General features: G+C 44.4%; 1 protein-coding gene and 1 pseudogene. One reads left to right on the top strand and one right to left on the bottom strand.

All coding sequences use genetic code 11. The annotated features are described in order from the left end of the window. Positions 1-428, bottom strand: a pseudogene (locus R7093_RS24035) (methyl-accepting chemotaxis protein); the annotation flags it as partial. A 315-nt stretch (positions 429-743) separates the two neighbouring features. Between R7093_RS24035 and R7093_RS24030 the strand changes: the two are divergent. Beyond that, the coding region (locus R7093_RS24030) for an AAA family ATPase (protein WP_318146862.1) at positions 744-1,157 on the top strand (414 nt) is incomplete at its 3' end.

Here is a 1,157-nt window from a genome sequence, read left to right as displayed (position 1 = left end):
CCAAAGAACCACGCGTCTTGCGAATGGTTTAGCTGACGCAAGAAACCATTTTGGTTCCAGTAGTACGCTGTTTTACGGTTTGCGACCGATGCGTCATTCAATCCATACTGAGATTTGATGTTGTTTAGCTGCTGAACAAGCTGCGTTTCAGAAAACTGTGGGTGATCAGTATTTTTTAGCGCTTCGACAACAAATTCGTTTGTTGCTAGTTGCTTCGCCGCTTGCTGCATTTGCACAACTTCGCGGTCAATTTCAGTATTAATTTGTTGCAGCATGGCTGGCAACTCAATATCAATCAGGCGGTGACTTAACACGTCTCTCGCATGGCGTTGAGCCATCACACCAACGATAATGGTTGATGCAAGAACAGCAAAAGTAATACCAAGTACAACCTTTTGTTTGATACTCAGAGAATGAAGGTTCAACATATTCGGACCTTTTAAGAGAGTCACTTGTTATTGGCATCCTAGATAGTGGCTATCAGGTGCATATCTCTGTGACATACACAGCATGGAACCTATATCGACCTGAACGAACAAAACTAGAGGTATTTCTCACTATCTTATGCAAAATAAATGTAACACCCTGTCATTCAAGCACTTTCAGCGTTTTTCTTCGCTTGCAATCCTTTTCTTTGCCCCAATATTGAAAAGATAAATTTCGAGAGCGAACAGGAACTTTTTCCTGATTGGCAATGACCAATACTCAAAACGAAAATCAAATGGATATCGAGAGTCCAAAGCATGCATAAATCTAACTTCGAAACTCTTCAGCACTATTTAGAGTCTCAGATCATTGGCCAGCATGATCTGGTTAAACAACTGTTGATCGCCCTTCTTGCTGACGGGCATATTTTGGTTGAGGGTCCTCCGGGACTTGCTAAAACTCGCGCCGTAAAATCACTGTCTGATTGCGTAGAAGGCGACTTCCATCGCATTCAGTTCACCCCAGATTTGCTGCCTGCCGATTTAACCGGTACGGATATTTTCCGCCCAGAAACGGGCGAGTTCACATTCCAATCTGGGCCGATTTTCAATTCACTCATTCTTGCGGATGAAATCAACCGTGCGCCAGCCAAAGTACAAGCCGCAATGCTTGAAGCGATGGCAGAAAAGCAAGTCACCGCAGGTCGCCACACCTACGCGCTGCCTGAGCTG

The sequence above is a fragment of the Vibrio sp. 1580 genome, from assembly GCF_033340055.1.
This window is presented reverse-complemented; position numbering and strand designations above follow the sequence as displayed.